A 25,968-nucleotide genomic window follows, 5' to 3' on the forward strand; every position below is an offset into this window, starting at 1 on the left:
CGTCAGTGGGCCGTGCCGGTGACCAGGGCGAGCAGGCCGGCCTCGTCGAGCAGGTCGACCGGCCGCAGGGTCACACCGGCGGCGACGTGGTGGAAGCCCGCGCTCACGTGCTCGACGGGGACGCCCAGGAGCCGTGACCAGCCCAGCCGGTAGGCGGCGAGCTGCACGCCGGCCGCGGTGAGCTCCCCGCCCGAGGGCGGCGGCCCGGTCTTCCAGTCGATGACCTCGTAGCGGCCGTCGGCGTCGGCGTAGACGGCGTCGATCCGCCCGCGCAGGATCAACGGTCCCAGGGGGGTCTCGAAGGGCACCTCGACCTCCATCGGCTGCCGGTCGGCCCACTCGCTGGCGAGGAACGCCTCCTGCAGGTCGGCCAGCGCGCCGTCGGGGGCGGCGAACTCGTCGCCGGACCCGGGCAGCTCGTCGAGGTCGACCAGCCGGGCGGCGCCGAAGCGCTCCTCGAGCCAGGCGTGGAAGGCGGTGCCCCGCCGGGCCTGGGGTGCCGGGGCCGCCGGCATCGGTCGCCGGAGCCGTCGCGCCAGCTCCCCGGGGTCGCGGCGCAGCGCGACCAGCGCCGAGACCGAGAGGTGCGAGGGCAGCGGGACGTCGACGGTCGGGCTGGCGTGGCGCGCCCGCTCGCGCAGCAGCAGGTCGGCGTCGCGCACCCACTGCGCCACGAGGTCGTCGGGCTCGCCGAGCGTCGTCGCCGGGTCGAGGGGGTGCGGCGCGGCGCCGTCGACCAGTTCGGCGGCGGCGGTGAGCGCCCGGCGCCGGCCCGAGGACAGCGGATCGGCCGGCCAGCTGCCGATCGGCCACTCGGCGAGGGCCGGGTTCGTGGCGTCGTCGGCCGGCGCCTCGGCCCAGTGCACGACGTCACCGGCCCCCGCCTCGCAGGCGGCTCGCGCCGTCGTGAGCAGCGACGACGGCCCGCACGGCTTCACCCCGTCGCGCCACCAGCTCCCCGAGCAGACCAGCAGGTGCCGGGCGCGGGTGACCGCCACGTAGCCGAGGCGGATCTCCTCGGCCAGCCCGAAGTCCTTCCACTCCTGGACGTACTCCTCCAAGGCCGCCTTCACCACGGCCTGGTCGCCGGAGCCCGGCACGGGCAGCCGGAGCCGGGGCAGCTCCTCGCGGTCGGTCAGCCGCAGCTCGGCGGGCACCGCTCCCGGGTCCTTCACCCAGGAGTCGCTGGTGTCGGTCTTGGCGGGGAACTGGTCGGCGGTCATGCCGGGCACGGCGACGACGTCCCACTCCAGGCCCTTCGCCGAGTGCCCGGTCAGCAGCTGCACGGCCTCCGGGTTGACCGCGACCTCCCCCGGCTCGAGGCCGCGCTCGCGCTCCTCGGCATCGCGGAGGTAGCCCAGGAACGCCGGCAGCGACGGCAGCTCGGCCAGCTCGGTGAACTCCGCCGCCACCCCGTGCAGGGCGTCCAGGTGGGCGCGGGCGCCGGCGGGGCTGACGCCCGGAGCGCTGGCCAGCTCGGTCTCCAGGCCGAGGGTGCGGGCGACCTCGTCGACCAGGTCGGGCAACGACTCCCCCAACCGCGTCCGCAGCTGCGCCAGCTCGGCGCCGAGCCGCCGCAGCCGCCGGTAGCCGGTCGCGGAGTAGGGGTCGGGGCCACCGAGATCGTCGAGCGCCTCGACGATGCTGCCGCGCTCGGCGGGCGCCTCGACGACGGGCGCCGCGTCCGGCGCGTCCCCCGTGGGGCGCTCCGGCCGGCGGGAGTGCACCAGGGCCCGCGCCTGGGCCTCGAGGGCGGCGAGGTCGCGCGGCCCGATCCGCCACCGAGCGCCGGTGAGCAGGCGGCCGAGCGCGTCCCCGGCCGTAGGGTCGACCAGCACGGTGAGCGTCGCGACGACGTCGGAGACCTCGGGCACCTCGAGCAGGCCGCCGAGCCCGACGACCTCCACCGGGACGTCGCGCCGGCGCAGGGCGGCGGCGATGCCCGGCAGCTGCTTCCGTGCGCGGACCAGCACCGCAACAGTGGGCCGGCGGTCCGCGCTGGGGCCGTCGAGTGCTTCCTGCTGGTGCCAGCACGCGGCCAGCCGGTCGGCGAGCGCCTCGGTCTCGTCGGCGACGGTCTCGTACAGCCCGACGGTCACCGCGCCCCGGCCGGCTGCCGGCGCGGGCGCGAGGTCGGGCAGCGGCTGCTCGGGCGCGGGGAGCATGGCCGAGACGGCGTTGGCGACGGCCAGGACCCGCTCGTCGTTGCGCCAGCTGGTGGCGAGCGTGAGCCGTTCCGCCCGCCGGTCGGGGACGCCGGGAAACGTGCGGGCGAACCGCTCGATCGTGCCGGCCGAGGCCCCGCGCCAGCCGTAGATCGACTGTCGGGGATCGCCGACCGCGAGCACCGGATGTCCGGTGTCGCGGCCGAACAGGGCCTCGAGCATGCGCAGCTGCCCGACGCTGGTGTCCTGGTACTCGTCGAGCAGCACGACCTGCCAGCGGGCGCGCTCGCGGCGGCCCACCTCGGGGGCGGCGACGGCGATCCTCGCCGCGTAGGCGACCTGGTCGGCGTAGTCGATGGCCCCCGCGGAGCGCTTGCGGGCCTCGAACGCCTCGACCAGCGGCAGCAGGGCCGCGCGCGCCTTCTGCCGGGCCAGCATCTCCAGCACCGGGGCGTAGGGCCCCTTCTTCCGGGGGGCGTCGGGGTAGCTCGCGATCTGCGCCTCGAGCCTCGCGGTCCAGACGCGCAGGGCCGCCGGGGTGATGTCGTGCTCGCCGAGCTCGGCGGCCAGCGCGAGCACGTCCTCGACCGTGGTGAGCAGGGTCAGCGGCACGTCGGACATGTCGCCGGTCCAGGCCGACACGACGCTGGCGGCCTGCCCCCAGCACATGGCGGGGCCCAGTACCCCGGCCCCGGGCTCCACGCCGATCCGCAGCCCGTGCTCGGCGACGAGCGCGGCCGCGTAGCCGTGGTAGGTCGAGACCGTCGGCTGCGCGATCTCCAGCCGCTCGCGCAGGTCCTGCTTCGTCTCCGGGTGGCGGGCCAGCGCCCCGAGCCGCAGCCGGATCCGCTCGTTCAGCTCGCTCGCGGCCTTCCGGGTGAAGGTGAGCCCCAGGATCGCCTCGGGCTCCACGATCCGGTTGGCGACCAGCCAGGAGACGCGGGCGGCCATCGTCTCGGTCTTGCCGGACCCCGCGCCCGCGACGACGACCAGCGGCCGGTCGGCCGGGGCCTCGACGACCCGGGCCTGCTCGGGTGACGGCCCGTAGGAGAGCCCGCAGCGCCGGGCCACCTCCGCCGGGTCGAGCAGGCGGCCAGGCCGCTTCGCCTCCGCCGGCTCCTCGGCGAACAGCTCGTCGAAGGAGAGTTGCTCGTGGCCGACGCTCATCCGGTCACCTGCCGGCCGGGCTCCTGGAGCGGGCAGGTGCGCCGGGCCGTGCAGCGCGCGCAGTGCGTGCCGGTGCGCACCTCGAAGGTGCCGGCGCCCATGCCCTCGCCCACCTCGGCCAGCAGTTCGCCGGCCCAGGTCTGTTCCGGTGGCACGTCGGCGGGCAACGGCTCCTGGTGCTGCTCCTTCGCCTTCGCCCCGGTGCCGACCTGCAGCAGCGCGGCGCCACCGGGGCTGCTGCCGTGCTCGCCGAACCCGCCCGCCGCGACCGCGACCTGGTAGGCGGCGAGCTGGCCGTGCTCCTCGATGTTCCTGGCGGCCGTCTTGCCCGTCTTGAGGTCGACGACCACCAGCCGCCCGTCGGCGTCCCGCTCCAGCCGGTCGACCTTGCCCCGGATCAGCGCCCGGCCGACGGTGGCGTCGAACTCGACCTCGACTCCGACGAGCTCGCGACCGTCGGCGGCGTGCCAGGCGAGGAAGCGGCCGAGCATGTCCTGCGCCGCCTGCCGCTGCCGCTGGTCGGACCAGCCGGGACCGAGGTCGAGCTGGTCGAGCTCGGCGGCGAGGACCGCCGGTGCGTCCACCGCCGGGAGGCCCTCGGCGACCTGCTGGGCGACGGCGTGGACCGCTGTACCCACCGTTCGCGTCATGTCGGGCGATGCCTCGGCCCCGACCGCGCTCAGCACCCACTTCAGCGGGCACCGCTGGAACGTCTCGATGGCCGACGGCCGGACGCGGACCGGCTCCTCGGCCGGCACGAGCGGCGCGTCGTCGGACAGCGGCGCCAGCCCCCACCAGTGTGCGGGCGCGGCCCCGGGCACGCCGTCGTCGGCGAGGCGGCGCAGCACGGACGCGGCGGCCGACCGCCGGGCCGGGGGCGTGAGCGGGTCGGTCAGTGCGCGGCGCAGCTCCGCGACCAGTGCCGGCAGCGTCAGCGACCGCGGGAGCTCGGTCGGTGCCCGGCCCTCGTCGGGCGGCGGGGCGACCAGGTCGAGGAACCGGGACGCGGTCGCGCCCGCGTCGGCGCCGTCGAGAGCACCCTCCACGGCGGTGACGACGAGGCGGCGCCGGGCCCGCGTGCAGGCGACGTAGAACAACCGCCGCTCCTCGGCCAGCGCGAGCGTCCGCCGGTCGACGGACGTGGCGTCGATGCCGGCCGCCCGCTCGACGAGCTCCTCGGTGCCCAGCAGCGAGGAGCGCTCCCGGAGGTCGGGCCACACGCCCTCCTGCACGCCCGCGACGCAGACCAGGTCCCACTCGAGCCCCTTGGAGGCGTGCGCCGTGAGCAGCCGCACCGTCTCCCCCGCGACCGCGCGTGAGGCGCCGCTGTCGGCGGGCAGCTCCTGCGCCGACAGGTGGGCGACGAATGCCCGGACGTCGGCCGACGGCAGCCGGTCGACGAAGCCCGCGGCCGCGTCGAACAGGGCGACCACGGCGTCGAGATCGCGGTCGGCGACGGCACCGGACGCACCGCCCGCCGCGCTGGCCCGGGCCCACCGCGCCGCCAGGCCGCTGCGCTGCCACATCGCCCAGAGGACGTCCTCGGCCGTGCCCCCCTCGGCGAGGGCGAACCGGCCCGCCGCCAGGACGGCCGCGACCCGCCGGGCGGGCCGCGACAGGTGCTCGGGCAGCGACTCGAGCAGTGCGTCGTCCTCGATCGCGGTGGCCAGCGGCGCGCCACGCTCGAGCGGGTCGACGCCCTGCTTGGCGAGCGCGACGCGCACCGCGCGGCGCAGCCGGCGCAGGTCGAGCACGGTGGCCCCGCCCAGCGGCGAGGCCAGCAGCGCCTCGGCTGCCGGCTCGTCGAGGCCCACCGGCGGCGCGGCCCCCTCCGGGCCGGCGCCGGCCGCCGGCAGCAGGGCCGTGAGGCAGCTGAGCAGCGGGGCGACCGCGGGCTGCGCGGCCAGCGGCAGGTCGTCGGAGGAGACCGCGACCGGTACGCCCGCCGAGGCGAGGGCCCGGCGCAACGGGCCGAGGGCGCCCGCGGTGCGGACGACGACCGCCATCTGCGACCACGGCACGGCGTCGAGCAGATGGGCACGGCGGAGGACGTCGGCCAGGTAGGCGGCCTCGACGGCGGCCGAACCGAACACGTGGACCTCGGCGCTCCCCGGGTCGGCGGACTCACCGGCGGCGAGCCGACGGTGCTCCCACGGGCCCGGGAGGCTCTCGGCGATCCGACGGGTGACCCGCAGCAGCTCCTCACCCGAGCGCCGGCACACACCGAGCGAGACGCGCCCCGCGCGCCGGCCGTCGGTGTGGCGGAACCGGTCGGGGAACTCGACGATCCCGCGCGGCTCGGCACCGCGGAAGGCGTAGATCGACTGGTCGGGATCGCCGACGGCCACGAGGTTGCCGCCGCCGCCGGCGAGCAGGTCGAGCAGCTCGACCTGGGCCGGGTCGGTGTCCTGGTACTCGTCGACGAACAGCCACGACGCGCGCTCGCGCTCCTGCCCGAGCAGCTCGGGATCACTCGCCAGCTCGGCGATCGCCGTGCGGACCAGCTCGGCCGGGTCGTACCCGGACGCGTCGCCGCGCCCCGCGGTGGAGAAGGCGGTGACGCCCTCGTACTGCTCCTGGAACGCAGCGGCCAGCACCCAGTGGTCGCGGCCGGTCGCCCGGCCCCACGCCGCGAGCTGCGCGGAACCCACGCCGCGCTCGGTGGCGCGCAGCAGGAGTTCCCGCAGCTCGGTGCGGAAGCCCGCCGTCGCCAGGGCCGGGGCCAGCTCGGCCGGCCAGCGGACCGCACCCTCCTCCTCGACGTCGCCGCGCAGCAGCTCGGCGACGACGGCGTCCTGCTCGGCGGACGTGAGCAGGCGGGGTGGCGGGTCACCGCGCAGCAGTGCCGCCCGCCGGAGGACGCCGTAGGCGTAGGAGTGGAAGGTGCGGGCCAGCGGCTCGCGGATGGTCTTCGCGACCCGGGCGGTGATGCGGCTGCGCAGCTCGGCCGCGGCCTTGCGGCTGAAGGTCAGGACGAGGATCTGCTCGGGGTCGACGCCGGCCTCGATGCGGGAGGCGACCGCCTCGACGATCGTCGTCGTCTTGCCCGTGCCCGGCCCGGCCAGCACGAGCAGCGGGCCGGCCGCATGGCCGACGACGGCCTGCTGGGTCGGGTCGAGACGGGGCGGGGCGACCGCCACGGCGGCGTCGGGCTGCACCAGCCGGTAGACCGGCGCCGCCTCGCTCCCCCGAACTGCCACGCCCCGATGGAAGCACGGCCCCCCGACAGTTCCGGGACTCGCGGGGCAGGTGTGTCGACGGCCCGTTCCTTTCCGGGTGTTTGTTCGCGCCTTGCGTGTCCTGCAGGACCCCCAAGGCGCGAGAAACTCCCGCAAAGCGCGGCCCGGGGCAGCGGGGTCCTTTCAGTCGGGCCAGCCCACGGTGCGCAGGTCGACCCGCCCGTGCCGCACCGGCACGCCCTCGGCGGCGAGCCGGGCCAGCTGCTCGACGCGGACCGGCTCGGCGACGGTGCCATCCGCACGCACCACCCGGAACCACGGGACGGCGCCGCCGCCGGAGGACAGCGCCCGAGCCACCCGGCGCGGCCCGATGCCGACCAGCCGGCCGATCGCCCCGTAGGTGCTCACCCGGCCCGGCGGGATCCGCTCGACGACGTCGAACACCGCCTCGTCGACGTCGATCGGATCCGTCACGGGCCCATCGTCGGGCACGGCCGCGGACGATGTCCCGGAGGCGGGCATTCCGTCGGCGGAAACGTCCTGCTCAGGGACATCGAGCGCGGCGACCGGCCCGGCTCAGGTGGCCTTGCGGCCGAAGCGCGCCAGCAGCCGGGTCTGCGGATCGGCCGACGGCGGGACGTCCAGCGGCGGGTCGATGATGCCGGGGATGCCGTCGTCGGGCAGCCGGTCGGCGTAGACCAGCGCCGCGGTGAGCAGTTCCCCGTCCAGCTCGGTGTCGCCGTCGGTCGCGCGGGCGAGGTCCCAGGTGTGCACGGTCAGGTCCGCGGTCATCTCGAAGATGTACTCGGTCGCCGGCGTCGGCCCGCGGGACAGGTGCACGGTGCGCACCAGCGCGTCGTCCTCGGCGAACGCCGAGAGCGCGTCGTCGGCGGCGGATTCCCAGCCGGTGAACGGATCGTCGCCGAGCAGGTCGCTGGTGGCCTCGGGGAACCGGCCTTCCGCGACCGGCTCACCGGCCAGCAGCGGCGGAACCCACAGCGCCTCGGTCACCAGGTGCGCGACGAGGTCGGCGACGGTCCAGCCGGGCAGTGCCTCGTCCTCCCACTGGTCGGGCGCGACGGCGTCCACCCGGTCGGTGAACTGCGCCTGCGCGCGCTGGAAGAGTTCGAGCAGCTCCACGGGTGAGAAGTCAGCCATGCACCCCAGTGAACATGCCGAAGGCCCGGCCCGCTCCCCGGGGAGGGAGCGGAACCGGGCCCTGCGGCCCCGTCCAGAGGCTCGCGCCGAGCCTGCGAGGCGTGAGGGGGACGGGGTCCTTAATACGTGGGCAGCGTCTTGTCGATGCGGGTCGCCCAGGCCGTCACGCCGCCCTGCACGTGCACGGCGTCGGAGAAGCCGGCGTTCTTGACCGCCGCCAGCACCTCCGCCGAGCGGACGCCGGTCTTGCAGTGCAGCACGATCGGCTTGTCCTGCGGCAGCTGCGACAGCGCCCGGCCGGAGAGGATCTCGTCCTTGGGGATGAGCTTCGCGCCCGGGATCGACACGATCTCGTACTCGTTGACCTCGCGGACGTCGATGAGCTCGAAGTCCTTGCCGGCGTCCATCATGTCCTTGAGCTCGTCGACGGTGATCGTCGCGCCCGCGGCCGCCTCCTGCGCCTCGACCGACACGACACCGCAGAACGCGTCGTAGTCGATGAGCCCCGTGATCGGCTCGGCCTCCGGGTCCTTGCGCACCTTGATCGTCCGGAAGGTCATCTCCAGGGCGTCGTAGACCATCAGCCGGCCGAGCAGCGACTCGCCGATGCCGGTGATCAGCTTGACCGCCTCGGTGGCCTGGATGGCGCCGATCGTGGCGCAGAGGACGCCGAGCACGCCGCCCTCGGCGCAGCTCGGCACCATGCCGGGCGGCGGCGGGACCGGGTACAGGTCGCGGTAGTTGGGGCCGTGCTCGTTCCAGAAGACCGACACCTGGCCGTCGAACCGGTAGATCGAGCCCCAGACGTAGGGCTTGTCCAGCAGCACGCACGCGTCGTTGACCAGGTAGCGCGTCGCGAAGTTGTCGGTGCCGTCGACGATCAGGTCGTACTGGCTGAAGATGTCCACGACGTTGTCGCTGTCCAGCCGCGTCTCGTGCAGCCGGACGTCGATCAGCGGGTTGATCTCCTTGATCGAGTCCCGCGCGCTCTCGGCCTTGGACCGGCCCACGTCGGACTGCCCGTGGATGATCTGGCGCTGCAGGTTGGACTCGTCGACGGTGTCGAACTCGACGATGCCGAGCGTGCCGACACCGGCTGCGGCGAGGTACATCAGCACCGGCGAGCCGAGGCCGCCCGCGCCGACGGCGAGCACCTTGGCGTTCTTCAGCCGCTTCTGCCCGTCCATCCCGACGTCGGGGATGATCAGGTGGCGGCTGTAGCGGCGGACCTCCTCGATGGAGAGGTCGGCGGCGGGCTCCACCAGGGGTGGCAGGGACACGGGTTGCTCCTCACGACGTACGGGCACGACCGGCGCGGAGCCGGCGTTCGTGCGCATAACAGCGTGACACGGCCCGCTCTTCCCGCTCAGCCCCGGAGGTCGCGCCGCGCGTAGCCGGCCAGCCCGGCGGCGGCCAGCGCGAGCACCACGACGAGCATGCCGGCGGCCCCGCCCGCATCCACGGACTCGGCGGGGACCGACGCCAGGTGGGCGAACGGCGAGACGGCACGCACCCACTCCGGCCACGCGAAGGTGTCCGCGAAGACCAGGAGCAGGTAGCCCCCGGCGGCGGGGAGGACGCCGACCGCGAGCACCGATGCCGGGACCCACCCCAGCGCCAGGAGCGCCGCCCCCAGGCACAGCAGGGCGACGGGGACGGCGTTCAGCGCGCCGGCCAGAGCGGCACCGACGCCCAGGTCCGCACCGACCCACGCCGTACCCGCCCACGTCGCCAGGCCCGCGACCGCTGCGAGGACGGTGGTTCCGACCGTGACGACGACCGCCTCGGTCGCCGCCCATCGCACCCGTGACACCGGCAGCGAGAGCAGCGGGGTCAGCCGGCCGGCCTGTTCGTCGGCGGCGGCGTGCGCGACGCGGCCCGCCGCGAACGCCCCGACCGGGACGGCGAGCAGCGAGAACAGCGCGGACACGTAGCCCTCCACCGACCCGAGCTGGACGAACCCCGCCTGGGCGGCGAGCCGGGCGAACAGCGGGTTGTCCGCGAGGAAGTCGACCATCGTGCGGGCGAGCAGGCCGATGAGCAGGAAGTACGCCGCCAGACCGGCGCCCCAGGTGATCACCGGACGGCGGACACGGTGCACGGCCAGCCCGCCGAGAGAGCGGACCAACCGGCTGGGCGCGGACACCCGGTCGCGGCCGCGCAGACGGGCACTGCCCACGTCCCGGTCATCGGAGGCGCGGACGGCGGCGGTGGCCACCACGGAGACCATGCCCATCAGGACGAGGGCGGGCACCCACCGGTCGGCGCCGAAGGGCTCCGCCCGGCCCAGCAGGCCGAACGGGCTGGCCCACTGCAGGAACGCCAGCGCCGGGACGCCGTCCCCGACCATGCGCACCAGCAGCATGCCGAGCAGCACGGCCACGGCGAGACCCGAGGCAGCGCGGCGCTCGGCGAGCAGCTGCGCCCCGAGGACACCGAGCGCGACACCGGTCATGCCCGTGCCGGCGATCATGGTCCCGAACAGCAGCGAACCCGTCGCATCCGTGCCGGAGAGCAGCAGGCCCAGCGCCGCGGCCAGTCCGGGCAGCACCGCCGCGCCGAGCAGCACGACGACGTGGGCCCGGATCAGGACCGCGAGTCGCAGGCGCCCGGCCAGCAGCAGATCCCACCGGCCGGCCTCCTCCTCTCCGCGGGTCACGCGGGTCGCCGCCAGGGCCGCCCAGATGCCGACCAGCACCGCCAACACCGTGCCCAGCCGCCAGACCGTGAAGCCGCCCGGGTCGTCGAGGGCGACGGGCGGCCCGAACAGGGTCCGGATGGCCGGGTTCTGCGCCAGCGCCTCCAGCGAGGACGCCGGCACGGCGCCGCTGAACGTGCCCTGGTACTGGGCCGCCACGAACGCGGGCATCACCCCCGCGATGGCGCTGACCACGAGCGTGCCGCGCCGCAGCTGCCGGCTGACCGCCCCGACGACCGGCCCGGTCGCGGGCGGGAGCGCGACCTGCGGCGGTCGGGCGGTCCGGGCTGCCGTCCCGGCGCTCACGCCGGGACCTCCCCGTAGTAGTCGAGGAAGATCTCCTCGAGCGACGGCTCCCGGACGTCGAGCCGCTCGACGTCGACCTCCCCCAGGGCCCGCAGCACGGCGCCCGGCGGTCCGGTGAGCGACAGACTGATCTGCAGGTCCGACCTCCGCCGCAGGTCGACGACGCCCGGCAGGTCGGCCAGCCGGTCCAGCTCCGGGGCGGGGCGGGCGAGATCGACGACGACCTCGGTGCGACGCAGGCGCCGCAGCTCGCTCATCCCGGCGACCTCGACGAGCCGGCCCGCTCGCAGGATGCCCACCCGATGGCAGACCGCCTCGACCTCCGCGAGCTGGTGCGAGCTGAGGAAGACGGCCTGCCCCCGCTCGGCCGCCTCCGCGATGCACCGCCGGAACTCCCGCTCCATCAGCGGATCGAGCCCGCTCGTCGGCTCGTCGAGCACGAGCAGCGGGGCACGCGTCGCGAAGGCGGCGACGAGGGCCACCTTCTGCCGGTTGCCGCTCGAGTAGGCGCGGGCCCGCTTCCCGGTGTCGAGCTCGAACCGGCGGACGAGTTCGGCGCGGTAGGTCAGGTCGGTGCCCGGCCCGAGCCCGGCCATGAGGTCCAGGCACTCCTGACCGGTGAACGCGGGCCACAGGGCGACGTCGGCGGGCACGTAGGCGAGCCGGGAGTGCGCCCGCTCCACCTCCGCCACGGGTTCGCCGAACACCCAGGCGGCGCCGGCGCTCGGGCGGAGGAGGCCGAGCACCATGCGGATGGTGGTGGACTTGCCCGCCCCGTTGGGACCGAGGAAACCGAACACCTCACCGGGCGGGACAGTGAGCGTGAGGTCGTCGACCGCCAGGGTGGTGGAGAAGCGCTTGCTCAGCCCCTCGGCGCGCAGCGCGGGAACAGCGGACATGACGCTCCGATCGCAGTCGGGAACTCGACTGCCGACCAGACTTCCCGGCGCACCGGAACAGCAGCCTAGACCCGATGTGGCTGCGTCAGGGGTACGGCCACGCGTTCTTGGTGCAGCCGTCGAGGCGGAGGGTCTGCTGCTGCATGACCGGCGCGACCTCGCCCGGGCCGGGGCAGGGCCGGTGGCCGTTGCCGAGCGCGTGCCCGACCTCGTGATTCACCACGTACAGCCGGTAGGTGGCGATGTCGCCGTCGTAGTGCGGGACGGCGGTGGCCCAGCGGGCGAGGTTGATGACGGCGCGGTCGCCGTAGCGGCAGGAGGTGTAGCCGCCGGTTCCCACGCCGGGGCAGTACCGCTCCATGCTTCCCGGGCTGACCAGCGCGACGCGGATGTCGAACTCGCCGGCCGCGGCCTCGGCGGCGCCGACCCGCTGGAACGACATGCGGCCTCCGGCGCCCCACGAGCGGGGATCGCCCAGGGTCAGCGTCACAGCCTCGGCGAAGGCCGCGCCGTCGACGTCGATGCCGTGCTCGACCTCGACGATGAAGCGGGTCAGCGGACCGGTGCCGTAGACCCGTGAGCTGCCGTCGACGACGGACAGCGAGCCGGCGCCCAGTTCGACGTAGGTCCCTGCGGCGGGCACGGGCGCGGTCTCGGTGGGGCCGGCGTCGCCCGCGGCCGGAGCGGACGCCTGGGCGACCGGCGTGGGCGCCGGTGTCGGTGCCGGCGTCTGCACCACCGACGGCGCGGTACTGATGCTCGAGGCGGGTGCCGGATCGTTGACCGCGAGGTCGACGAGGGTCAGCAGCGTCGCGACGGTCAGGAACGGCACGGCGTAGGCGCGCCAGCCGTAGCGCCGGACGAACCGGCGCAGCCGCCCGGGCTCCTCGCGGACCGCCGTCCGCACGGCGGGACGATCCAGGACGTCGACCCGCGCGGCGAGCGGCGCGCGGCCCGCCGTCCGCACCTGCGGGCGGGCGGCCGGAGGACGGGGCACCGGAGGAAGGTCCCGGCGGACGCGCCGCGGACCTTCGGGCCGGCCATCGGCCGGGCGTGCTCCCACTGGCCGCCCCTCCCGGTCTCGTCAGTCGGCCGCCTCAGGGTCTCACGCTGCGTGGCGCGGCGGCAGCAGCGCGAGACATCGGCACGTCACGCCGCTCGACCAGCCCGAGCACCGCGCGGGCCGTCGGCTCGGGTGCCTCGAGCATGGCCACGTGCCCGACCCCCTCCAGGACGTGCAGTCCCGCGTCGGGGATCGCGCCGGCCAGCCGCGGGGCGAGCGCGGGGTCGACGAGCCGGTCGCGGTCCCCCCACACCACCAACGACGGCATTCGGAGCGAGCGAGCCATGCGCCACGCGTTCGTGCCACCCACGCGCAGGTAGGACGTGATCAGGCCGCGCATGCTGCGGGTGAGCGCCCGGTCGGCCCACGGTTGCTCGGCCCGCTCGCGCATCTCCTCGACGGCCTGCTCGATCCGCTGTCGCGGCACTCGCCTCGGGTCCCCGAAGCACATCCGCACCATGGCCCGCACGTGCTGCTCCGGGGCGATGCCGGCCATCCGGCGCTCGGCGAGCGACGGGATGCCCGGCAGCAGGAGCAGCAGGAGCGCCCGGCTGAACGCGGGCGGCACCCGGTAGACCGGCATCGCCGGGGAGACGAGCGTCAGGGAGGCCACCAGGTCGGGACGGCGGGCGGCGACGAGCACGCTGACCAGCCCGCCGAGGGAGTTGCCCAGCAGGTGAACCGGCTGCCCCTCGGCCTCGCCCGGCCGCTGCCGCACGTGCTCCAGGACGTCGACCACCGCGCCGGCGTGCCCGCGGATGGAGTACCGCCCGCGCGGCGGCGGCTGCGACCGCCCGAAGCCCGGCAGGTCCAGCGCCCAGCCGTCGAACCGGACGGCGAGCAGCGCGGCCAGATCGGTCCAGTTGGTGGAGGCACCCCCGAGGCCGTGGACGTAGACCGCACGCTCCCGCGGGGCGCCCCGTCCATCGCCCTCGACGGGTCCGCGCCACGGCGTGTGCCGGACGAACACGTGGCCGCCCCGGACCGGCACGTCGGCGCCCGGCCACGGGGGCGGCAGCGTCGTCAGCCGCGGCAGCGGCCGATCCGACAGCGCTGCCGCGCGCGGACCCGCGGGCGCGGTCGGGACGGGCTGCTCGGACATCCCCCCGACGGTAGGACACTTCCGCCACCGGACATGCGGAACCGCAACTCGCCGGTAACATCGACGCTGTCATGCAGCCGACCCCGCGCCCCGCCGACGCCAGCAACCGCCGCACGTCCCGCCTCCCGCGGAGCGCCCGGCGGCTCCAGTTGCTCCGCGCGGCGCAGGACGTCTTCGTCGCCCAGGGGTTCCACGCCGCCGCCATGGACGACATCGCCGACCGGGCCGGCGTCAGCAAGCCGGTGCTCTACCAGCACTTCCCCGGCAAGCGGGACCTCTACCTGGCGCTGCTCGAGGAGCACGTTTCCGAGCTGGCCGACCGGGTCGGCGAGGCCATGGGCGGCACCGACGACAACCGCGCTCGCGTCGACGCCGCTGTCGGGGCCTACTTCGACTTCATCGACGCCGAGGGCGAGGCGTTCCGCCTGGTCTTCGAGTCCGACCTGCGCAACGACGGCGACGTGCGCGCCATCGTCGACCGCGGCACCGAGGTCTGCGTCGAGGCGATCGCCGAGGTGATCGCGGCCGACACCGGGGCCGACCCCGAGCGCGCCCTCCTGCTGGCCTCGGGCCTCACCGGCCTGGCCGAGACCAGCGCCCGCTGGTGGCTGCCGCGCAAGGGCACCGTGTCCCGCGACGAGGCGGTCTCCCTGATGTCCGCGCTCGCCTGGCGCGGCATCTCCGGCTTCCCCCGGGTCGACGGCGACCCCCGCTAGTCCGTCAGCCGCGTTCGCTGTCGGCGCACCCGTCGGAACGGTCGCGCGGGCCGGGGCTGGTCTAGCGTTGGCGGCAGTCGCGCGAACCGAGGAGGCATCGCCCACGTGGAAGTGAAGATCGGTGTTCAGCACTCCGCCCGGGAGCTGGTCATCGACAGCCCCAAGACCCCAGACGAGATCGCGGCCGACGTGGCCGCCGCCATGGCCGGTTCGACCAAGGACGGCCTGCTGACGCTGGTCGACGACCGCGGCCGGCGGGTGCTCGTCCCCGTGGACCGCATCGCCTACGTCGAGATCGCCCAGGCCGACCAGCGGCGCGTGGGCTTCATCGCGGGCGCGTAGCCAAAGCACACGATTCCGGGCCCTTCGGCGCGGGGGCCGGAGGCCTCCCGCCGAAGGGCCCTGACGCGCTCAGCGCCATCGGGGCACGGCACGTGGCCGCGGTGCGATCCGGAGGATCGCAGTGTCATTGCAGGTCGACGACGGTGCGCCAGCCCTCGCGCGGGCCCGCCGTCTCGGCGACCAGGTCGGCGTAGAGCTCGGCCACCCGCTGCGGCGTGATCTGGCGGTCCTCGCCCACGAAGCCCCGGACGGTCACCGTCGCCACGTGCACGCCGTCGTCGGCCAGGGCGATGGCCTGCAGCTCCGCGAGGGCGCGCAGCGCCGCCTTCTGGACGCCGAGCGTCGCCATCGAGCGGATCGGCTTGTCCGCCGAGCCGCCGCCGGTCACCAGCACCGTGCCGCCGCCCCGCTCCCGCATGCCGGGCAGGACCGCGCGGACCGCCGTCTGCAGGCCGACGGTCCCGGCGGCGAGGTCGCGCAGCAGGTCGTCGGGCGTCAGCTCCGCCACGGTCACCTCGCGCCCCACGGAGACGTTGTAGAGGACGACGTCCGCCGGCCCGAGCTCCCCGACCAGCCGCAGCACCGCCTCGGTCAGCGCCGCCGGGTCGCCCGCCTCGGCAGCCGCCCATCCGGTGCGGATGCCTTCTGCGCGCAGCTCCGCCCCCAGCTCGGCCAGCGGCTCCTCGCGCCGGGCGACGAGGCCCACCGCGTACCCCGCGCGCCCGAACCGGCGGGCGGTGGCGGCCGAGATGCCCGGGCCGGCGCCGATGATCAGCAGGTGCGGCACGGGCTCCTCCTCAGCCGCGCAGGCCGAGGGTGGCCATGCGCTCGGTGTGCGCGGTCGTGATCCGCTCGATGAGCCGGCCCACGCCGGCGATGTCGCCGGTGCCGGTCATGATCAGCTCGGCCAGCCTGTCGTGCTCGGCGATCACCGCCTGCGACTGCGTCATGGCCTCCCCCACGAGCCGCCGTCCCCACAGCGCGAGCCGCCCACCGACGGTGCGGTCGGCGGCGATCGCCGCTCGCACCTCCCGGACGGCGAAGTCGGCATGGCCGGTGTCGGCGAGGACCTCGAGCACCAGGGCGCGGTCCGGCTCCGGCAGGAACGAGGCGATCTCCCGGTAGAAGTCACTGGCCAGCCCGTCGCCGACGTAGGCCTTCACCAGGCCCTCGAGCCAGGTCTTGGGCCGGGTGCTCTCGTGGAAGGTGTCGAGCGCCGGGACGAACGGCGCCATCGCGGCCGCCGGGTCGACGCCCAGCTCGGCCAGCCGCTCGGTGAGTCGCACGTGGTGTCCGATCTCGGCCGCCGCCATCTTCGCCAGCGCCGCACGTCCGTGCAGCGTGGGCGCCAGGCGCGCGTCCTCGGCCAGCCGGTCGAACGCCGTCAGCTCGGCATACGCGAGCACGCCCAGCAGATCGGCGACGGCCGTCGAGTCGACCGGGGTCATCCACGTGCTCCTGACTGCTCGGGTGGGCGGCACTGCCCCCGAGGAGTGTGATGCACGTCCCTGGACGCGCGGCGCAGAGGGGGCTGGCCGGCCCCGCAGGTTAGGATGGGAATCGGCGAGCCCTCGGGCGCGCTGTGTATCTGTGCGCTGACGACCGCTGGACGACGCCCCTACGGGCTGTCTCCCGGGCCGATCTGATGACACGGCCCGGTTCTGCTGGCTGCGTTGGCGCTGGAACTGATCCCGCGACAACCACCGGGACAGGTCCGGAGCGGCGGAGCCCCGTCGCCGGAGCCGGTCCCCCAGCAGACCAGAGGCGAGAGCACTGACCTCCACCGAGAACACCCCCACGTCCACGCCCGACCTGGAGCCGACGGCCCTCGACCACGCGGAGACCGGCGCACCGGCTCCCGAGGAGATCGAGTCGCAGGTCGAGGAGCTCGGCGGCGCACCCGTCGCCCCCGACAGCCCGCTCTTCAGCGACTTCGACGTCCACCCCGACATCGTCGCCGCGCTGACCGAGGTCGGGATCACCCGCACCTTCGCGATCCAGGAGCTGACCCTGCCGCTGGCGCTGGCCGGCCACGACCTGATCGGTCAGGCCCGCACCGGCACCGGCAAGACCCTGGGCTTCGGCGTCCCGATGCTGCAGCGCGTCGTCCCCGTCGACGAGGGCGGCGACGGCGTCCCGCAGGCGCTGGTCGTCGTCCCCACCCGTGAGCTGTGCGTGCAGGTCTCCCGCGACCTGGCCGCCGCAGGCGCCAAGCGCCGCATCCGCGTGCAGGCGATCTACGGTGGCCGCGCGTTCGAGCCGCAGGTGCAGGCGCTGCAGAACGGCGTCGAGATCGTGGTCGGCACCCCCGGCCGGCTGCTCGACCTGGCCCAGCAGGGCCACCTGATCCTCGGCAAGGTGAAGGTCCTCGTCCTCGACGAGGCCGACGAGATGCTCGACCTGGGCTTCCTTCCCGACATCGAGCGGATCCTGGCGATGGTCCCGGACAAGCGGCAGACCATGCTGTTCTCCGCGACGATGCCCGGCCCGATCGTGACGCTGTCGCGGTCGTTCATGACGCAGCCGACGCACATCCGCGCCCACGGCAACGACGAGGGATCGACGGTCCCGCAGACCACCCAGTTCATCTACCGGGCGCACAACCTGGACAAGCCGGAGCTGCTCTCGCGGGTCCTGCAGTCCCGCGACCGCGGCCTGGTCATGGTCTTCTGCCGCACCAAGCGCACCGCCCAGAAGGTCGCCGACGAGCTGGTCGACCGCGGCTTCGCCGCCGCCGCCGTGCACGGCGACCTCGGCCAGGGCGCCCGCGAGCAGGCGCTGCGCGCGTTCCGCAGCGGCAAGGTCGACGTCCTGGTCGCCACCGACGTCGCGGCGCGCGGCATCGACGTCACCGGCGTCAGCCACGTCGTGAACTACCAGTGCCCCGAAGACGAGAAGACCTACGTGCACCGGATCGGCCGCACCGGCCGTGCGGGCAGCACCGGTGTCGCCGTCACCCTGGTCGACTGGGACGACATCCCCCGCTGGCAGCTGATCAACAAGGCGCTCGGCCTCGGCTTCGACGACCCGCCGGAGACGTACTCCACCTCGCCGTGGGTGTACAGCGACCTCGACGTCCCGGAGACGGCGACCGGCCGGCTCCCGCGGTCGCAGCGCACCCGTGAGGGCCTGGAGGCCGAGACCCTCGAGGACCTCGGCGAGACCGGCAAGCGCAACCGCCCGGCCGCGGGTGGCCGGGGCGACTCGCGCCGTCCCGCCGGCGACCGCCCCTCGCGCGACCGCGCCTCGGGTGACGCCGCCGAGGGCGAGCGGACCACCGGTGACGGCAAGAGCCGTCCCCGGCGCCGCACCAGGGGCAGCGGCGCGGCCGCGGCCGGTGCCGCCGGCGCCGACCTCGGCGGCGGCTCCGTCCCGGCGTCCGACGCCAGCGGCCAGGGCTCGGGCCAGAGCTCCGGTCAGGGCTCGGGCGAGGGCGGGTCGGGCAAGCCGCGTCGCCGTCGTCGCCGCGGCGGCGCCAACCGCGGCGGCGGCTCCGAGTCCGCCGCGTAGCGGCCTCGGCGCCCGTGGTCCGTCTCTACCGCCCGCCGCTGCGGGTATGGGTGTGGATCGCCGCCTCCGTGGCGCTGGTCGTCGTCGCCACCCTGCTGTGGCGGGGTTCGGACGCCGCCGCAACCGAGAGCACGACCGCCGAGCCGGCCGGCGTCCCCGTGGGGGCGCCGGCCGGCACCGTGTCGCAGGCGTGGTCGGCGGTCTCCGAGCCGATGCCCGGGGACGTCGTCGACGACGGTCGCGTGGTCGTGGCGTCCGAGCACGGGGTGCGCGCGGTCGACCCGCTGACCGGCGACGAGGCGTGGCACTACACGCGCAGCAACGCCCGGCTGTGCGACGTCGCCGTCACCAACGGCGTCGCGGTGGCGGTGTTCCGCACCGAGGACCGCTGCGACGAGGCGGTGGCGCTGGACTCCGGCACCGGGGTGCGTACCTGGACGCGCAACCTGAACTTCCGCGCCGACGTGCGGCTCGAGTCGACCGACAGCATCGTGCTGGCCGTCACCAGGTCGGGCCTGGTGACCCTCGACCCGAACAACGACAACATCCGCTGGCGGTACGAGCCGCCGGAGCGGTGCCGCATCCTCGACGCGCAGGCCGGGGCGTCGGGGATCGCGCTGCTGCAGCGCTGCTCGGGATCCCCCGCCGTCCAGCTGCGCCTGCTCGACGGGTTCGCCGGGGACGCCCGGTGGAGCCGGGACCTGCCCGACGTGACCGACGACGAGGTGCGACTGCTGGGCGCCGACCGGCTGGTCGGCGTCGTGGTCCGCGACGAGATCCAGCTGCTCTCCGGGGCGGACGGCGCACCGCTGGGGTCGCTGCCCTCGGCCGGGGACGCCCTCATGACGTCGGCCGGCGTCGCCGCGCTGCTCCGGGTCGACGGCATCCTGCACGCCCTCGACCCGGCCACCGGCGACGAGCGCTGGGCCGTCCCCGCCCTCGGACTGCCGACCGCGCCGCTGACCGAGAAACGCGGCACCGCCGAGGGGGTCGTCGTGGTGCCGGAGGCGGCCGGCTTCGTCTTCCGCGACGTCGTGACCGGGGAGCCCGTGGGTGATCCGGCGGCGGTCGAGGGGCTCGCCGAGGGTGGCGCCGCGACGGCGCTGGGCCCGGTCCTCGTCCACCAGCTGACCGACCGCGTCGTCGCCTACAGATAACCCGCTGCGGCACTCTCTTGCTGACCCGCTGCGGCGCAGTGCCCGCCGGCGAGGTTCACTGAAGGCATGGTCCTGCCCGGCGGCGCCGCTCCCGACGTGCCCCTCGCCATCGCCCCCGACGATCTCCGGCAACTCGCCGACCACGACGCCGCGCACCGCACCTTCGCCGGCGGTGCCGGCCCGCTGGCCGCGCTGGACACCGGCGGCGACGGCGTCCGCGGCACGGTGCTCATGGTCGCCGGCTACACCGGCAGCAAGGAGGACTTCGCGCCGCTGTTCTCACCCCTCCCCGAGGCCGGCTACCGCGTGGTCGCCATCGACCAGCGAGGCCAGTACGAGTCCCCCGGTCCTGAGGACCCGGCGCGGTACTCGGTCGAGGAACTCGGGGCCGACGTCCTCGCCGTCGCGGCCGTGCTGCGGGAGGAGTCCGGCGAGCCGCTGCACCTGGTCGGGCACAGCTTCGGCGGGCTGGTCTGCCGCTCCTCCGTCCTCGCCGACCCGGCCGCATTCACGTCGTTCACGCTGCTGGGATCGGGGCCGTCGGAACTGACCGGGCGGCGGGCCGACCTGCTCGCCCACCTCGGGCCGCTGCTGGACGCCGGCGGGGTGCAGCTGGTGCACGAGACGCTCGAGCAGGTGGCGATGACCGACCCCAGGGCGCAGGCGGTGCCCGCGCCCACCCGCGAGTTCTACGCGCGGCGGTTCCTGGCCAACTCCGCCGCCGGACTGCGCGGGATGGCCGACGCGATGCTCTCGGAGCCCGACCGGTGCGCGGAGCTGGCGACGGCCGGCGTGCCGCTCCTGGTCGCGCACGGCGAGGCCGACGACGCCTGGCTCCCGCACGTGCAGGCCGAAATGGCCAGGCGTCTGGGCGCCCGCTACGAGGTCATCGACAACTCCATCCACTCGCCGGCGGTGGAGAACCCGCGCCGCACGCTCGAGGTGCTCCTGGACTTCTGGGCGAGCGTGCGCTCGTGATCCCCCTGCCGTCGGGGTGGACGCCCGAGGAGGACGTCCTCGGGTTCTTCGGGCCGGACAGCGTCAGCTGGCGCGTGCACTCCGACCCGACGTTCTCCGTCGGCGGGCTCCGGGCGCTGCTGCTGCAGGCGCTGCACCCGGTGGCCATGGACGGCGTCGCGCGGTTCTCCGGCGGTTTCCGGGAGGAGCCGTGGCCGCGGCTGATCCGGACGGCCACCTACGTCGACACGCTGACGTTCGGCACCCGCACCGAGGCCGTGCGCGCGGCGGCCCGGGTGCGCGACATCCACCGCAGGCTCGGTGGCGTCGAGGAGACGACCGGGCGGACTTACCGCGTGGACGACCCCGACCTGCTGCTCTGGGTGCACTGCTGCGAGGTCGACTCGCTGCTGAGCGTCGCCCGACGGGCCGGGGTTCCGCTGACCGACGGCGACGCGGACCGGTACGTGGCCGAGCAGGTGACCGCCGCGGAGTTGATCGGGATCTCGCCGGACGAGGTGCCGGCGTCGGTGCCCGAGCTGGCCGCCTACTTCGAGGAGATCCGGCCGGCGCTGGCGGTGACCCCGGCGGCGCGAGACGCCTACCGGCTGATCGTGCTGCCGCCGATGCCGACGTGGGTCCGCTACCTGACGCCGGCCCAGCCCGCGTGGGGCGGGCTCGCCTCCCTGGCGGTCGCGCTGCTGCCGCAGTGGGCGCGGCGGATGTACTCGCTGCCCGGGCTGGGGCTCACCGACGCGGCAGCCACCGCCGGGGTGAAGGCGTTCCGGCAGACGATGCTGCGGCTCCCCCAGCGCGCGCGGCGCTCGCCGATCGTGTGGGGCGGCTACGAACGGGTGTCGGCGGCCGACCCGGCTGCCTGAGCCGGCTCCTCCTCCGCGAGGAAGCTCCACGTGTCGCGCGCGGGCGCGGCGGCCTGCCCGGTGGGGCAGCTGGGCCGGAAGTCGCACCAGCTGCACTGCATGCCGGGAGTGGTCGGGAACGCGACGTCGGGGTCCTCGCCGGCCGCTGCGGCCTCGGTGGCCGCGGTGATGTCGAGCGCGATGTCCTCCGCGCGACGCACGTGGTTGGCCAGCGATCGGTCGGTGTGCTCGAACGCGGCCACCGTGCCGCTGGGCAGGTGGTGCAGCTCGACCCGGGTGCAGGGCCTCCGGAGGGTTCTCCGGACGCCGAGGACGTAGGCCGCCAGAGCCGGCGAGCCGCGGGCCTCGTCGTCGGTGCTCGGGGTGCGCCCGGTCTTGTAGTCGACGACGACCAGCTCGTCGCCGCGCTGGTCGATGCGGTCGACGCGGCCCGAGAGCGCCAGCCGCTCGGTGGTGGCGCCGACCGTGCGCTCGGTGCCCACCGGCTCGTCGGTCGGGTCCAGCTCCTCGACGTAGTCGGTCAGCCAGCCCGCGGCGCGGGCCCGCCAGCGGCCGGACTGCTCGTCGTCGCGGAACCCGTTGGCCGACCAGGCCGTGTAGAGCAGCTGGCGCGCAGCCCCCGTCGTCCGCTTCTCGACCGGCAGCTCCCACCAGGAGCGCAGCGCCGCGTGGACGGCGGCGCCGACGCTGTTGTGCGCCCACGCCGGCCCCTTGGGCGGGGTCGGGCGGTCGACGTAGGCGAACCGGTACCGGCGCGGGCAGTCGGCGAACGAGGCGAGCTTGCTCGGGGTCGCGGAGAACAGCCGGCGCGGCATGCCCGGCATCTCGATCTGGCTCATCGGGGCACCCCCTCGCCGTCGGTGGATCCGTCGCGTCACGGTAACCGCGGGGTCCGACGGTTCCTGGACACCGGGTGGCCGCGTGTCAGTCGCGGAACGGCTCGCTGCCGATCCCCGCGTCGAGGAGCGCCTCCAGCTGGGCGGGAGCGGTGGTGCAGGCGCCGATGACGGTCTGCTTGTTGGTGCCGTGGTAGTCGCTGGACCCGGTGACGATGAGGCCGAGGTCGCCGGCCAGACCCCGGAGGTGTGCGCGTTCGGCCGGTGAGTGGTCGGGATGGTCGACCTCGAGGCCGAGCAGGCCGGCCTCGGCCATGGCGGCGATCGCGTCGTCACCGACCGTCCGTCCCCGTTTCGTCGCCAGGCCGTGGGCGAAGACGGGGACCCCACCCGCGGCGCGCACCAGCGCGATGCCCTCGAAGACGTCGGTGTCGGCCTTGGCCACGTAGTAGGGGCTGCGGTGGTGCAGCAAGGTCGCGAAGGCGTGGTCGACCGATTCGGCGGCCCCGGCGTCGACGAGCGCCCGGGCGATGTGCGGACGGCCGACCACTCCCCCGGCACACCCGGCGACGATCTCCTCCCACACCAGCGGGTAGCCGCCGTCGACCAGGGTCCGGACGATCCGCTCGGCGCGGGTGAGCCGTTCCGCACGCAGCCGCTCCCGCTCCGCGGCCAGGCCCGGGTGCGTGGGGTCGAAGAGGTAGGCGAGCAGGTGGACGCTGATCGGCCGGTCCGCGGGCGGGAACCACCGGCAGGAGAACTCCATGCCTGGCAGGACGGTGAGACCGCGCGGCCGCGCGCGTTCGGCCAGGGCCCAGCCGCCGGTGGTGTCGTGGTCGGTGAGCGCGACGACGTCCAACCCGGCACGGCGCGCGGTCTCCATCAGCGTGGCCGGGTCCTCCGTGCCGTCGGACACCGAGGAATGGAGGTGCAGGTCGATCCGCATCGCGGGTCAGCCTGCCGTACGCGGCCGGCAGGCACCCACCGGGTCGGCGGGCGAGCGGGACGTCACGCCTGCGGCGGCCGCGGGATCGGCTGCGTGTCGCGGCGGTCGACACCCCCCGGGGGCCGGCCGACGGTCTCGCGCTCGTCGTTGCCCTCGTCGTCGCCCATCGTCGCGGCGCCGACGTCACTGCCGAACAACAGCTCGCTGACCTGCCGGTACCGGGTCTGCGCGTCGGGCATGAAGGTGAGGTGCCGCAGGGCCTGGTCCTGGCCGGCCGACTCGAACCGGAAGGTGCCGTAGCCGAGCACCTGGCCGAGGAGGGTCTCCTGCCAGGTCAGGTCGGTGATGCGGCGCAACGGCAGCAGGGTGACCGTGCGGACGATGACGCCCGAGGTGAGCAGCACCCGGCGGCGGCTGACGATGAAGTGGCGCATCCACCACTCGGCCACGCGCAGGCCGTAGTAGACCAGCGCGGCGAGGATCACCAGCAGGCCGGCGGAGCTGGTGACCCGGTTGTCCGGGTCGAACAGCAGCAGCCAGCCGCCGGCCAGGAAGACCGGCAGGAACTTCGCCGTCGGCTCGATCAGCACCGCCCAGTGCCGGCGGGTGACCACCACCGCGTCCTCGGTGGGCAGCAGGTACTTCGCGACGTCCTTGCGCGCCCGGGTAGGCAGCCCGGCCGGCGGACCCGACACGGGGCTCAGACCAACGAGCCGACGAACGCCGCCAGCGAGGAAGCCGCGTCGCCGAGGGCCTCACCGGCGTTGCGCACCAGCTGGGCCGAGGACTCCGGGGCCTGGATCACGTAGAAGACGACGAACGCGACGACCAGCCAGGTGATGACCTTCTTGAGGTTCACCGTCACCTCCGGGTGCGCTCGATGGGGGCAGACCGGTGGGGGCCGGACTGTCGGGGTCAGGCGGCCCGCCCGGAGTGCGGCGGACGCGTTCGTCCCATGGGTAACACAGGTCCCACCCGTCGCATCCGCGGCGCGCCGACCTGGGAGAAGACCGTCGGGTTCCGGTTCAGCTGCCGGGCAGCAGGTGCTCGCTCGGTGGCCCGAGCGGCAGGTCGGGGTAGATGCGGTCGCGCAGGTCGAGCAGCTCCAGCTGCTCCGCCAGCAACCAGGCGGCGTTCATGGGCCACATGACCAGCCACAGCCACACACCGTAGGCCTCGCCGACGAACGCGGCGCGGTCGTCGGACGTCGGTACGGCCCACAACGGCGCACGCTGGCCGGCCGCTTTCACGTCGACCGAGGACTGGCCGGTGATGACGTCGCCGGGGTCGAGCCCCGGCAGTCCGGCGTAGCCGCAGCCGACGCCGGTTCCGGGCTCCTCGGCGACCAGCAGGAGCTCGGCCGAACCGCCGAGGGGTGCCGGCCCGGCGCAGTTGACGACGATCGCCCGAGCGCCCGGCTCACCTCCCCAGGCCAGGCCGGTGACCGCCCACCCCGACGGCATGGGGTCGGGCACCCAGGCGGGCACCCGTGCATCGGCGGTGACCGCGACGATCGCGTCGTGGGCCAGCAGGACGGCGTGGTGCAGCGGGGTGACCGCTCCGTGTACGTGGCACCAAGCCTGAGCCGCGGACCCCGGGCGGACCACCAACTGCTCACCACAGCGCGGGCAGACCGGCGACACGCTCATCGGGCAACACCGTCCTGTGATGAGCCGGAATCGTCAAGCGGAGCGCAGCCATTCGACTGCGTGCCGTGGGTGCGGCGTGGCAGCGGGTACGGGCTGCGTAGCCTGCCGCGCATGGTCCCCGGCCACGACGACGGCGCCGCCACCGGCGGCACGTCCCCGCAGGTCGTCCCCTGCGTCGGTGCCGTCGTGCACGACGGGGCAGGGCGGCTGCTGCTCGTCCAGCGGGGCCACGACCCGCACCGCGGTCGCTGGACGCTGCCCGGCGGCCGGGTGGAGGCCGGGGAGACACCCGAGCAGGCCGTCGTCCGGGAGATCCGGGAGGAGACCGGACTGGACGTCCGGGTCGGGGAGGTGGTCGGGCGGGTGCTGGTCCCGGCCGGCGAGTTGCAGTACGACGTCGTCGACTTCGCCTGCACGCTGATCGACCCCATGGCCACACCGACGGCCGGGGACGACGCGGCCGACGTCAGGTTCGCCGACCGCGCCGACCTGGACCGGCTGGACTGCACGCCGCGGCTGGTCGACACCCTGCGGAGCTGGGGCCTGCTCCCCCGCTGAGATATCCCGGAGCCCACGTGCCCGTCGCGTTCAGCGCGGTGCGGGCTCGGGACGACCGGGCTGCTCGCCGCCGCGGCTCTCCCCGTAGGAGCGCTTGGGCACCATGACCTTGCGCCGGAAGATGCAGACCACCGTGCCGTCCTGCTTGTAGCCGATCGTCTCCACGTGGACGATCCCGCGGTCGTCCTTCGACTTCGACTCGGTCTTGTCGAGGACCGTCGTCTCGCCGTAGATCGTGTCGCCGTGGAAGGTCGGCGCCACGTGCCGCAGCGACTCGATCTCCAGGTTGGCGATCGCCTTGCCCGACACGTCGGGAACGCTCATGCCGAGCAGCAGCGAGTAGATGTAGTTGCCCACGACCACGTTCTTGCCGAAGTCGGTGGTCTTCTCCGCGTAGTTCACATCCATGTGCAGCGGATGGTGGTTCATCGTGAGCAGGCAGAACAGGTGGTCGTCGTACTCGGTGACGGTCTTCCCGGGCCAGTGCTTGTAGACGGCCCCGACCTCGAACTCCTCGTAGTACCGACCGAACTGCATGTGCTGCTCCCGACGTCGACGCGCGCGGGTACCCGCCGGCACCGGGCGGTCCGCGCCCCGGACGACGGGCGCGCACTGCCCACCACGGAGCGCCGGCGACCCGTCTGGACGGTGGATGATCTTACGGACGGCGCCGGCGACC

24 protein-coding genes are annotated in these 25,968 nt (G+C 74.9%); 7 read left to right on the top strand and 17 right to left on the bottom strand.

Going from position 1 to position 25,968, the window contains the following annotated elements; genetic code table 11:
* Window positions 1–2: 2 nt before the first annotated feature.
* From ABD644_RS00325 to ABD644_RS00365, 9 genes are all read right to left on the bottom strand, one after another.
* Window positions 3–3,332, bottom strand: coding sequence for an ATP-dependent helicase (locus tag ABD644_RS00325; RefSeq protein WP_344686484.1), 3,330 nt, complete (start codon window positions 3,330–3,332; stop codon window positions 3–5).
* Complete coding sequence (locus ABD644_RS00330; protein ID WP_344686485.1) at window positions 3,329–6,532, bottom strand: ATP-dependent helicase; 3,204 nt, start codon at window positions 6,530–6,532, stop codon at window positions 3,329–3,331. Before ABD644_RS00330 ends, ABD644_RS00325 begins: the two co-directional genes overlap by 4 nt.
* Before the next feature lie 162 nt (window positions 6,533–6,694).
* A complete protein-coding gene (locus ABD644_RS00335) occupies window positions 6,695–6,985 on the bottom strand; it encodes an MGMT family protein (protein WP_344686486.1) in 291 nt (96 codons plus the stop codon).
* Between the two features lie 102 nt (window positions 6,986–7,087).
* The gene (locus ABD644_RS00340) at window positions 7,088–7,669 is read right to left on the bottom strand and encodes a TIGR03086 family metal-binding protein (protein ID WP_344686487.1); all 582 of its coding nucleotides are present in this window, start codon (window positions 7,667–7,669) and stop codon (window positions 7,088–7,090) included.
* Between the two features lie 119 nt (window positions 7,670–7,788).
* The gene (moeZ, locus tag ABD644_RS00345; protein ID WP_344686488.1) at window positions 7,789–8,949 is read right to left on the bottom strand and encodes an adenylyltransferase/sulfurtransferase MoeZ; all 1,161 of its coding nucleotides are present in this window, start codon (window positions 8,947–8,949) and stop codon (window positions 7,789–7,791) included.
* Between the two features lie 86 nt (window positions 8,950–9,035).
* The gene (locus ABD644_RS00350; protein ID WP_344686489.1) at window positions 9,036–10,673 is read right to left on the bottom strand and encodes a hypothetical protein; all 1,638 of its coding nucleotides are present in this window, start codon (window positions 10,671–10,673) and stop codon (window positions 9,036–9,038) included.
* Entirely contained in the window at window positions 10,670–11,572 is a 903-nt protein-coding gene (locus ABD644_RS00355; RefSeq protein ID WP_344686490.1) for an ABC transporter ATP-binding protein, read from the bottom strand. Before ABD644_RS00355 ends, ABD644_RS00350 begins: the two co-directional genes overlap by 4 nt.
* Window positions 11,573–11,657: 85 nt before the next feature.
* Window positions 11,658–12,569 carry a DUF3152 domain-containing protein gene (locus tag ABD644_RS00360; RefSeq protein ID WP_344686491.1) on the bottom strand — a complete coding sequence of 304 codons (912 nt, stop codon included), beginning with the start codon at window positions 12,567–12,569 and terminating at the stop codon, window positions 11,658–11,660.
* Between the two features lie 100 nt (window positions 12,570–12,669).
* Window positions 12,670–13,737, bottom strand: coding sequence for an alpha/beta fold hydrolase (locus ABD644_RS00365; RefSeq protein WP_344686492.1), 1,068 nt, complete (start codon window positions 13,735–13,737; stop codon window positions 12,670–12,672).
* A 71-nt stretch (window positions 13,738–13,808) separates the two neighbouring features.
* Here ABD644_RS00365 and ABD644_RS00370 point away from each other — a divergent pair, with 71 nt between their 5' ends.
* Window positions 13,809–14,453, top strand: coding sequence for a TetR/AcrR family transcriptional regulator (locus ABD644_RS00370; RefSeq protein WP_344686493.1), 645 nt, complete (start codon window positions 13,809–13,811; stop codon window positions 14,451–14,453).
* A gap of 105 nt (window positions 14,454–14,558) precedes the next feature.
* The gene (locus ABD644_RS00375; protein ID WP_344686494.1) at window positions 14,559–14,795 is read left to right on the top strand and encodes a DUF3107 domain-containing protein; all 237 of its coding nucleotides are present in this window, start codon (window positions 14,559–14,561) and stop codon (window positions 14,793–14,795) included.
* Window positions 14,796–14,919: 124 nt separating this feature from the next.
* Here ABD644_RS00375 and ABD644_RS00380 read toward each other — a convergent pair whose 3' ends face one another.
* Window positions 14,920–15,582, bottom strand: a complete 663-nt coding sequence (locus ABD644_RS00380) for an SDR family NAD(P)-dependent oxidoreductase (protein WP_344686495.1) — start codon at window positions 15,580–15,582, stop codon at window positions 14,920–14,922.
* A gap of 10 nt (window positions 15,583–15,592) precedes the next feature.
* Window positions 15,593–16,243: a ferritin-like fold-containing protein gene (locus tag ABD644_RS00385; RefSeq protein WP_344686496.1), complete on the bottom strand. Its 651-nt coding sequence runs from the start codon at window positions 16,241–16,243 to the stop codon at window positions 15,593–15,595.
* Window positions 16,244–16,757: 514 nt separating this feature from the next.
* On the opposite strand from ABD644_RS00385, the gene ABD644_RS00390 reads away from it, so the two are divergent.
* The 4 genes from ABD644_RS00390 (at window position 16,758) to ABD644_RS00405 (ending at window position 21,300) form a co-directional block, all read left to right on the top strand.
* Window positions 16,758–18,305, top strand: coding sequence for a DEAD/DEAH box helicase (locus ABD644_RS00390; protein ID WP_344687180.1), 1,548 nt, complete (start codon window positions 16,758–16,760; stop codon window positions 18,303–18,305).
* 14 nt (window positions 18,306–18,319) lie between these two features.
* The gene (locus tag ABD644_RS00395) at window positions 18,320–19,462 is read left to right on the top strand and encodes an outer membrane protein assembly factor BamB family protein (RefSeq protein ID WP_344686497.1); all 1,143 of its coding nucleotides are present in this window, start codon (window positions 18,320–18,322) and stop codon (window positions 19,460–19,462) included.
* A 66-nt stretch (window positions 19,463–19,528) separates the two neighbouring features.
* Entirely contained in the window at window positions 19,529–20,440 is a 912-nt protein-coding gene (locus tag ABD644_RS00400) for an alpha/beta fold hydrolase (protein ID WP_344686498.1), read from the top strand.
* A complete protein-coding gene (locus ABD644_RS00405) occupies window positions 20,437–21,300 on the top strand; it encodes an oxygenase MpaB family protein (protein WP_344686499.1) in 864 nt (287 codons plus the stop codon). Before ABD644_RS00400 ends, ABD644_RS00405 begins: the two co-directional genes overlap by 4 nt.
* Here the strand turns inward: ABD644_RS00405 and ABD644_RS00410 are convergent.
* From ABD644_RS00410 to ABD644_RS00430, 5 genes are all read right to left on the bottom strand, one after another.
* The gene (locus tag ABD644_RS00410; RefSeq protein ID WP_344686500.1) at window positions 21,264–22,139 is read right to left on the bottom strand and encodes a RecB family exonuclease; all 876 of its coding nucleotides are present in this window, start codon (window positions 22,137–22,139) and stop codon (window positions 21,264–21,266) included. The two genes, ABD644_RS00405 and ABD644_RS00410, sit on opposite strands and share 37 nt — an antisense overlap.
* A gap of 85 nt (window positions 22,140–22,224) precedes the next feature.
* Window positions 22,225–23,082: a PHP domain-containing protein gene (locus tag ABD644_RS00415; protein WP_344686501.1), complete on the bottom strand. Its 858-nt coding sequence runs from the start codon at window positions 23,080–23,082 to the stop codon at window positions 22,225–22,227.
* Between the two features lie 62 nt (window positions 23,083–23,144).
* Window positions 23,145–23,777 (bottom strand): PH domain-containing protein, encoded by a 633-nt coding sequence (locus tag ABD644_RS00420; RefSeq protein WP_344686502.1) that lies wholly within the window; start codon window positions 23,775–23,777, stop codon window positions 23,145–23,147.
* A gap of 5 nt (window positions 23,778–23,782) precedes the next feature.
* Window positions 23,783–23,941 carry a hypothetical protein gene (locus tag ABD644_RS00425; protein ID WP_344686503.1) on the bottom strand — a complete coding sequence of 53 codons (159 nt, stop codon included), beginning with the start codon at window positions 23,939–23,941 and terminating at the stop codon, window positions 23,783–23,785.
* Window positions 23,942–24,107: 166 nt separating this feature from the next.
* Window positions 24,108–24,731 carry a DUF6758 family protein gene (locus ABD644_RS00430; RefSeq protein ID WP_344686504.1) on the bottom strand — a complete coding sequence of 208 codons (624 nt, stop codon included), beginning with the start codon at window positions 24,729–24,731 and terminating at the stop codon, window positions 24,108–24,110.
* 111 nt (window positions 24,732–24,842) lie between these two features.
* Here ABD644_RS00430 and ABD644_RS00435 point away from each other — a divergent pair, with 111 nt between their 5' ends.
* On the top strand, window positions 24,843–25,289 hold the full coding sequence (locus ABD644_RS00435; protein WP_344686505.1) for an NUDIX hydrolase: 447 nt from the start codon (window positions 24,843–24,845) through the stop codon (window positions 25,287–25,289).
* Between the two features lie 30 nt (window positions 25,290–25,319).
* Here the strand turns inward: ABD644_RS00435 and ABD644_RS00440 are convergent, their stop codons facing one another.
* Complete coding sequence (locus ABD644_RS00440) at window positions 25,320–25,826, bottom strand: MaoC family dehydratase (RefSeq protein ID WP_344686506.1); 507 nt, start codon at window positions 25,824–25,826, stop codon at window positions 25,320–25,322.
* Window positions 25,827–25,968: the final 142 nt, after the last annotated feature.

Origin of the sequence: Blastococcus jejuensis (genome assembly GCF_039534705.1) — a bacterium.
Classification (GTDB): Bacteria; Actinomycetota; Actinomycetes; order Mycobacteriales; family Geodermatophilaceae; genus Blastococcus_B; species Blastococcus_B jejuensis.

Coding starts and splice junctions, on each gene's coding strand:
- ABD644_RS00325 (WP_344686484.1), bottom strand. CDS start 3,332: ATGAGCGTCGGCCACGAGCAACTCTCCTTCGACGAGCTGTTCGCCGAG.
- ABD644_RS00340 (WP_344686487.1), bottom strand. CDS start 7,669: ATGGCTGACTTCTCACCCGTGGAGCTGCTCGAACTCTTCCAGCGCGCG.
- ABD644_RS00355 (WP_344686490.1), bottom strand. CDS start 11,572: ATGTCCGCTGTTCCCGCGCTGCGCGCCGAGGGGCTGAGCAAGCGCTTC.
- ABD644_RS00365 (WP_344686492.1), bottom strand. CDS start 13,737: ATGTCCGAGCAGCCCGTCCCGACCGCGCCCGCGGGTCCGCGCGCGGCA.
- ABD644_RS00370 (WP_344686493.1), top strand. CDS start 13,809: ATGCAGCCGACCCCGCGCCCCGCCGACGCCAGCAACCGCCGCACGTCC.
- ABD644_RS00385 (WP_344686496.1), bottom strand. CDS start 16,243: ATGACCCCGGTCGACTCGACGGCCGTCGCCGATCTGCTGGGCGTGCTC.
- ABD644_RS00400 (WP_344686498.1), top strand. CDS start 19,529: ATGGTCCTGCCCGGCGGCGCCGCTCCCGACGTGCCCCTCGCCATCGCC.
- ABD644_RS00410 (WP_344686500.1), bottom strand. CDS start 22,139: ATGAGCCAGATCGAGATGCCGGGCATGCCGCGCCGGCTGTTCTCCGCG.
- ABD644_RS00415 (WP_344686501.1), bottom strand. CDS start 23,082: ATGCGGATCGACCTGCACCTCCATTCCTCGGTGTCCGACGGCACGGAG.
- ABD644_RS00430 (WP_344686504.1), bottom strand. CDS start 24,731: ATGAGCGTGTCGCCGGTCTGCCCGCGCTGTGGTGAGCAGTTGGTGGTC.
- ABD644_RS00435 (WP_344686505.1), top strand. CDS start 24,843: ATGGTCCCCGGCCACGACGACGGCGCCGCCACCGGCGGCACGTCCCCG.
- ABD644_RS00440 (WP_344686506.1), bottom strand. CDS start 25,826: ATGCAGTTCGGTCGGTACTACGAGGAGTTCGAGGTCGGGGCCGTCTAC.